Source organism: Streptomyces sp. NPDC057623, assembly GCF_042800355.1.
In the GTDB taxonomy this organism is placed as follows: domain Bacteria; phylum Actinomycetota; class Actinomycetes; order Streptomycetales; family Streptomycetaceae; genus Streptomyces.
The window spans coordinates 102,154-109,099 of the sequence record NZ_JBHVGZ010000030.1; the positions used below are offsets into that span (position 1 = coordinate 102,154).

Below are 6,946 nucleotides of genomic sequence, written 5' to 3' on the forward strand. Positions count from 1 at the left end.
GCGCGGGGCTGTGTCGACATGCGGCTCCGCCGCGTGGGCGCGACCAGCCACAACGGGGCCGCGAGCAGGCACACGACCGGTCGGAGTTACGGCGAGCCCCTACCCGTACGCCGCGACCTTGTCGCGATACCCCCGCACCGGCGCCGCGTCCCGATACGGCTCCAACCGGCGCTCGAAGTCCCGGACATACTCGATGGCCCGCACCGACCGCATCTCCGCGGCAGCACCCGCGGCCTCCGCCCCCAGCGCACATGCCTGGTCGAGCTCACCGAGCCCCAGCCGGGCGGAGGCGAGGACGACGCGGCAGAACAGCCTGCTGCGGGCGTACGCGGGCGCGCGCAGTTGCAGCGACCGCTCGGCGTGCTGGGCCGCCGCACGGAACTGTTGCAGGTCCCGGTGGCAGTGCCCGAACTCGTCGGCGAGCTGCCCCTCGTCGAAGAACCGTGCCCAGTGCGGCACGTCGTCGCCGGAGCGAGCCGCTTCGAGGGCGCGTTCGGCCCGGACCAGGGAGGCCGTACAGGCGCGCACCTCGCCCAGTACGCCGTGCCCGCGCGCCTCGCACGCGTGCAGCAGGGCCTGCACGACCGGCGGCGCGCTGGTGCCCACGCCCTGCTGGGCCACGCGCGCGAGCTGGACGGCCTCGCGGCCGTGCGCGAGGTAGACGGCCTGGCGGCTCATCGTGACCAGGACATAGGAGCCGAACGCCCGGTCCCCGGCCGCTTGCGCGAGCCGCAGCGACTGCACGAAGTAGCGCTGGGCGAGCCCGTGCGCCGCGATGTCGTACGACGTCCAGCCCGCGAGCCGGGTGAGGTCCGCGGCGGCCGCGAACAGGCGCCGGCCGGTCTGCTCGCCGTAGGTGCCGCGCAGCATCGGCTCGCACTCGTGCTCCAGGTAGCGCACGAGGGCCTGGCGGGCGTGGCCGCCGCCGTACATGTCGTCGAGGGAGCGGAACAGCTCGCCGACCGACCGCAGCGCCGCGATGTCGCCGCCGGTGACCTTCTGGCCGGGGCCGCGCTCGCCCTGGCTGCGCTGGCGGGGTACGGCCGTGGGGCGGCCCTGGACCGGGATGCGGGCGATCGGCTCGCCCCGGGCGACCTTCTCGTCGGCGCGGCCGATCAGCCAGTCCCGGCTGGGCACGACGAGACCGGCCGGGGTGAAGGCGATCTTGCGCAGCTCGGCGTGGCTGCCGGAGTCCTTGCGCCACAGGCCGCTGACGATGTCGACGGCCTCCTCGGGGGTGGCGGCGAACTCCAGGCCCGCGTACACGGGGGCGCAGGCGTCGAGGCCGAGGTCCTGGGCGGAGAGCCGGCGGCCGAGGCGACGGGTGAAGACCTCGGCGATGAGGGCGGGCGTCGTACCGCGTGGCTGCTGGCCGCGCAGCCAGCGTGTGACCGAGGTCTTGTCGTATCTGAGATCAAGCCCGTGTTCGAGGCCGAGCTGGTCCACCCGGCGGGCGAGACCCGCGTTGGAGAATCCCGCTTCTGCGATGAGCGCGGCGAGCTGGCGGTTGGGAGTGCGCTGCGCGGGTCGTTCCGTCATCTGCGGTGCGGTCTCCTGCCTTCGGACCTCGCGCGTGCCCTTGTGGCCGCTGAGTGCCCGGATTGCCGGTGAGCAGCCATTTTGGCCTCTCGAACGGCGCGAATGTAGCGGAGAGTAAGCAGCCGATCGCACATTTCGCCACCCATTCATCCGATCGTGTGAGGATTGCCCCACCGAGCTGACGCGGACCGTGAGACGTCACCCGAACAAGCCGGTCGTACAGTGGCGTAGGCACGCTTTGTGCCTTACGACTTTCCGGTGCTTCTAGGGAGGCGCTTGCCGTGAGTGAGTTGCGGTTCGTCCGTATGGGGTTCGGCGCGGACGCCGTCGAGTACCAGGAGGCGTGGGACGAGCAGCGCCGGGTGCACGCGGCGCGGTTCGAGGACGAGCTCCCCGACACGGTCCTGCTGCTCGAACACCCCCCGGTCTACACGGCGGGCCGGCGCACGGCGGCCAACGAGCGACCCCTGGACGGCACGCCGGTCGTCGACGTGGACCGCGGCGGCAAGATCACCTGGCACGGCCCGGGCCAGCTGGTCGGCTACCCGATCCAGAAGCTGCCCCGCCCCGTGGACGTCGTGGCGCACGTACGGCGGCTGGAGGAGGCCCTGATCCGCACCTGCGCGGAGTTCGGCCTGGAGACCTCCCGGGTCGAGGGGCGCAGTGGCGTATGGGTCCTCGGCGACCCCGTCGAGAAGCGTCCGGCCCTCGGCGGACTGGCCCTGGACTTCGACCCCCGCCTCACCGACGAGGAGTTCGACCCCCGGCTGAACGGCCCCGAGTACGCCCCGTCCAACGCGGGCCAGCGGCGCGAGGACCGCAAGATCGCGGCGATCGGGATCCGGGTCGCCAAGGGCGTGACCATGCACGGCTTCGCGCTGAACGTGAACCCGGACAACAAGTGGTTCGACCGGATCATCCCGTGCGGGATCCGGGACGCGGGCGTCACCTCCCTGGCGAGCGAGCTCGGCCGAGACGTCACGATCGACGAGGTGCTGCCGGTCGTCGAGCGGCACCTGAAGGACGTACTGGAACACGCGGACCTGAAGCCCCGGGAGATCGAGAAGACCCCGGCCGCGTGACTCGGCGCCCGCGGTTCCTCGCCCACTGTCGGCTTTCCGGGCCTTGTCCTCGAACGCTGGGCCGGCTCATCCAGCCCCTCCGGCGTTTGAGGAGCGGGGTCCGGGGCGGAGCCCCAGAAGGACGGGACGGGTAGGGGCGGCGGGGGCGGGGAACCGCGGGTCCCGCAGGAATGCACCGACGTTCCGCAAGGTTGCCCAGCCCGGAGTCGCAAAACGCACGGGCGTACCCTGGTGTACGCCGAAGAATCGAAGCTACAGGGAGCCGACGTGTCCGCAGTCTCACCCGACGGACGCAAGATGCTGCGCCTGGAGGTCAGGAACGCCCAGACCCCCATCGAGCGCAAGCCCGAGTGGATCAAGACCCGGGCGAAAATGGGCCCCGAGTACACGAAGATGCAGAGCCTCGTGAAGAGCGAGGGCCTGCACACGGTCTGCCAGGAAGCCGGCTGCCCGAACATCTACGAGTGCTGGGAGGACCGCGAGGCGACCTTCCTCATCGGCGGCGACCAGTGCACCCGGCGCTGCGACTTCTGCCAGATCGACACCGGCAAGCCCGAGGCGCTCGACCGCGACGAGCCGCGCCGCGTCGGCGAGTCCGTGGTCACCATGGACCTGAACTACGCCACCATCACCGGCGTCGCCCGCGACGACCTCCCCGACGGCGGCGCCTGGCTGTACGCCGAGACGGTGCGCCAGATCCACCAGCAGACGGCACAGCGCGAGGCCGGCCGCACCAAGGTCGAGCTCCTCGCCCCGGACTTCAACGCCGTACCGGAGCTGCTCCAGGAGGTCTTCGCCTCCCGCCCCGAGGTCTTCGCGCACAACGTCGAGACGGTGCCCCGGATCTTCAAGCGCATCCGCCCCGGCTTCCGCTACGAGCGCTCCCTGAAGGTCATCACCGAGGCCCGCGACTACGGCCTGGTCACCAAGTCCAACCTCATCCTCGGCATGGGCGAGACCCGCGAGGAGATCAGCGAGGCGCTCCGCCAGCTGCACGACGCGGGCTGCGAGCTGGTGACCATCACGCAGTACCTGCGCCCGTCCGTGCGCCACCACCCCGTGGAGCGCTGGGTGAAGCCGCAGGAGTTCGTGGAACTGAAGGACGAGGCCGACCAGATCGGCTTCTCCGGCGTGATGTCCGGTCCCCTGGTGCGCTCCTCGTACCGCGCCGGACGGCTGTACCAGATGGCCATCGAGAAGCGGGGTTCCTACGTCGCCTCGCAGGCCGTCTGATGGCACGGAGTGCCACCAAGCGCGTGTGAATCTGCGCACAAGCAACTACCCCTTGGTAGCCGCCGATTGACGCGGTCCTGGACGTCCCCGCAGATAGGGGGGCCATCAGGGCCGCGTCAAGCATTTCGGGCCACACATCAAGGCTTCATTGGTGTTTGACCGGTCGGTCACGCCCTGGTAACACCAATCAGTGACGCTGGTTGCACACCCCGTACACCGCTCACCAAAGCCGCCGATCCCGAGGGGGGACCTCCACCATGCAGGCCGCGCCCGTTCGCGCCACCGCCATCCCGTCGTTCGCCACTGCACTGCGTGCCGTCGAGTCGCTGCTCTTGAGCAGCGGCCAGCGCACCGCCCGCCGCAACGCCTGGACGTCCGTGCTGGAGGACCGCCGTCGCGCCAAGGACCGCGTCGAGGCACAGCGCGTCCTGGACCAGGTCACCGTCGTCCGCTCCTGACCCCTCCCCGTCCCGCGACGGCACTGCCGTCGTCGGCACTTCCCGGGCCACGTAGACTGCGTGGCATGGCGAGGAAGGACACGGCAGCGGACGCTGCGAACCCGGGGCGACTCAAGCAGATCGCTCTGACCTACAAGATGACCCGCAAGGCCGACAAGAAGATCGGTCTTGTACTCGCGGCTGTCGGAATCGTCACCTTCGGTGTCTTCCTCGCGATCGGTTTCTTGATCGGTCACCCCATCTATCTCGGCATCCTGGGCCTGCTGCTCGCCTTCCTCGCGTCGGCGATCGTGTTCGGGCGCCGGGCCGAGCGAGCGGCCTTCGGGCAGATGGAGGGCCAGCCGGGCGCCGCAGCGGCCGTACTGGACAACATCGGCCGGGGCTGGACGACGACGCCCGCGGTGGCGATGAACCGCAGCCAGGACGTGGTGCACCGGGCCGTCGGCAAGGCCGGCATCGTGCTGGTCGCCGAGGGCAACCCGAACCGGGTGAAGAGCCTGCTGGCCGCGGAGAAGAAGAAGATGAACCGCATCGTCGCGGACGTACCGGTGCACGACCTGATCGTGGGCACGGGCGACGGCCAGGTCGGGCTGAAGAAGCTGCGCACCACCATGCTGAAGCTGCCCCGCGTGCTGACCGGCCCCCAGGTGACCGCCACCAACGACCGGCTGAAGGCCATGGGCGACCTGATGAGCAACATGCCGTTGCCCAAGGGCCCGGTTCCCGGGCGTGGCCTTCCTGGCCGCCCGCCTCGCGGTCGCTAGTCGCGGCAAGGATGACCCCAGGTCGTACCTTGCCTGTCATCTCCATATTGGGAAGCTGGTGACGGGGTGCCACAGGTGCCCCGTCACAGTGCTTCATGGCCTCCATGACGCGCTCCCAGCGACCTTGCTTGCCCCACCGCTTCCAATGACCGATCAGGCCCTTAGAGCCGGTCTCAGCCTCCAGAGCGGGCCAAGACACTCCGGTCAGCGCCTTCTTGAGGAAGACCTCAAGAACGGTCCTCGGGGCTACGCCGCCCGCCTGGCGAGGCACGAGCCCCCCATCAGGGAAGCCCTCAGCTTCAACGATCTGTAGCCAGACTTCCTCAGACAGAGTCGGCACCCACCGGTCGTGCTCCCGGAACCAATCACCGACCGGGCACGCCAGTCCGCGCCGCATGGCGGGCGGGTTCTCCAACACCTTCACCTTGATGTCGAGCAGGGCAAGCCACTCTGCTTGCTGGTCTTTGGTGAACTTCTCCAGGCGTCCACGCGCAGACTGCGCGAGCGCGTGTAGATCCTTCGCCCGCTGATCGGTTTCCTGAGCCTCCGACTGCCACAGTTGGACATCAGCCCTTTCACTCTGAAGTTGCTCAAGCTCTGAGTAGAAAGGCAGAAGCTTCCTTTCCACAGCAGCCTCAGCGGCCTTCCCAGTGAGGCCTTTTCGGGTTACCTGCTTCGCAGTGACGCCCGTCATGAGGTCGATGGTGTCGTTCTGCTCGGCAATCTTCTGGTCCAGGGACGCAAGACGAGTGGAGTAGTCAACCTGCTGATTAGCGGCTGTACCAACCCATTCATGGGCCAGGGCCAACAGCCGATCACGGTTACCAAGCAGTGCACAGACATTGCCCCATGCCCACTCTTCAACGCCTTCAGCCCAGACCTGCGAGCAGGAACACCGCCCAGCCCCGGCGTAATCCGGCTGCTTGCCGCTGCACACGTAGTGGGAACTCTCGCTCTCCACCGGGGTGGAGCCTACGTAGTGCTTGCCGCAAGGGCTGATCAGCACCCCAGACATCGGGTAGACCCGAGTGTTGACGGGATACGTATAGGTACGAGCTGGCTTGGTAGCCCGGAACTCAGCCGCCTCATCCGGAGTGAACATGGGCGGCAGCGCCATCGTGATCGACTCGCCCCAGACCGGGTTACCGTCCGGACCGATCTGTGCGCCGTTTTTCTCGTTACGGAAGACGAACTGAGCGTTCAGGAGATTTTCGTCCGTGAGGCGCCCCCTGATGTTGGGGCCGGTCCACGGCGTACCTGAGCGAGTGAAGAACCCCTCTGCGTTCAGGAGCAGAGCGACCCGGTCCCAGTTCTTCTTGACGCGAACGGCGACACGACGAGCAAAGCGGAGTACGTCAGCCTCATGCACGGTCTCGCAAGGGTCAGTGCGGGTGCATGCCTCTCCCCCGTCGCAGACGTCAAGCACAAGCTCTTGCTCGCCCTTGATCCCCTTGTTGGCGATGCGGTAGCCATACCGGGCCTGCCCGCCAGGGAAGCCCCCCAGCTCCGCCTTCTCCTGGATTCCGCCCTGAGTTCGCTTTCGGATCTTGGCGAGTTCCTTGAACGCTTCGTTCGCCTTGTCGCGCATGCGCGACTCACCCTCTTCGGTGGTGTTGTCAATGTCCTCATCGACAATCGCCACGAAGATTCCGAGATCCTGAAGCCGCCAGACCCATTCCCAGAACACACGGTTCTGTCGGCCGATGGCGCGGGTCTCGTAGACACAGACCAGATCGAAGGGGCGCGGTTTCTGTACCGCGAGTTCCATGATCTTGGGGTCACGTCCGCGGGAGTGGTGTATTGACGGCCACTCGGTGATCTCGTTTTGAGGCTATGCGGTGAGTTCGGTGGGTAGGTCGGTCTCGCTGGT

The 6,946-nt window shown here is 68.2% G+C and carries 5 protein-coding genes and 1 pseudogene; 4 read left to right on the forward strand and 2 right to left on the reverse strand.

What is annotated here, in order from left to right:
- Positions 1 to 99 precede the first annotated feature (99 nt).
- Positions 100 to 1,539 carry a regulator gene (locus ACFU95_RS27660; protein WP_383832463.1) on the reverse strand — a complete coding sequence of 480 codons (1,440 nt, stop codon included), beginning with the start codon at positions 1,537 to 1,539 and terminating at the stop codon, positions 100 to 102.
- A gap of 281 nt (positions 1,540 to 1,820) precedes the next feature.
- Between ACFU95_RS27660 and lipB the strand changes: the two genes are divergently transcribed.
- The 4 genes from lipB to ACFU95_RS27680 all read left to right on the forward strand — a co-directional run bounded on the left by lipB (position 1,821) and on the right by ACFU95_RS27680 (position 5,076).
- Positions 1,821 to 2,621: a lipoyl(octanoyl) transferase LipB gene (lipB, locus tag ACFU95_RS27665; RefSeq protein ID WP_383832465.1), complete on the forward strand. Its 801-nt coding sequence runs from the start codon at positions 1,821 to 1,823 to the stop codon at positions 2,619 to 2,621.
- A gap of 267 nt (positions 2,622 to 2,888) precedes the next feature.
- Complete coding sequence (gene lipA, locus ACFU95_RS27670) at positions 2,889 to 3,854, forward strand: lipoyl synthase (protein ID WP_383832467.1); 966 nt, start codon at positions 2,889 to 2,891, stop codon at positions 3,852 to 3,854.
- Positions 3,855 to 4,111: 257 nt separating this feature from the next.
- Positions 4,112 to 4,312, forward strand: a complete 201-nt coding sequence (locus ACFU95_RS27675) for a hypothetical protein (protein WP_383832469.1) — start codon at positions 4,112 to 4,114, stop codon at positions 4,310 to 4,312.
- Between the two features lie 65 nt (positions 4,313 to 4,377).
- Positions 4,378 to 5,076: a DUF4191 domain-containing protein gene (locus ACFU95_RS27680; RefSeq protein ID WP_383832471.1), complete on the forward strand. Its 699-nt coding sequence runs from the start codon at positions 4,378 to 4,380 to the stop codon at positions 5,074 to 5,076.
- Positions 5,077 to 6,634: 1,558 nt separating this feature from the next.
- Here ACFU95_RS27680 and ACFU95_RS27685 read toward each other — a convergent pair.
- Positions 6,635 to 6,844 (reverse strand): annotated as a pseudogene (locus tag ACFU95_RS27685) (recombinase); the annotation flags it as partial.
- Between the last annotated feature and the right edge of the window lie 102 nt (positions 6,845 to 6,946).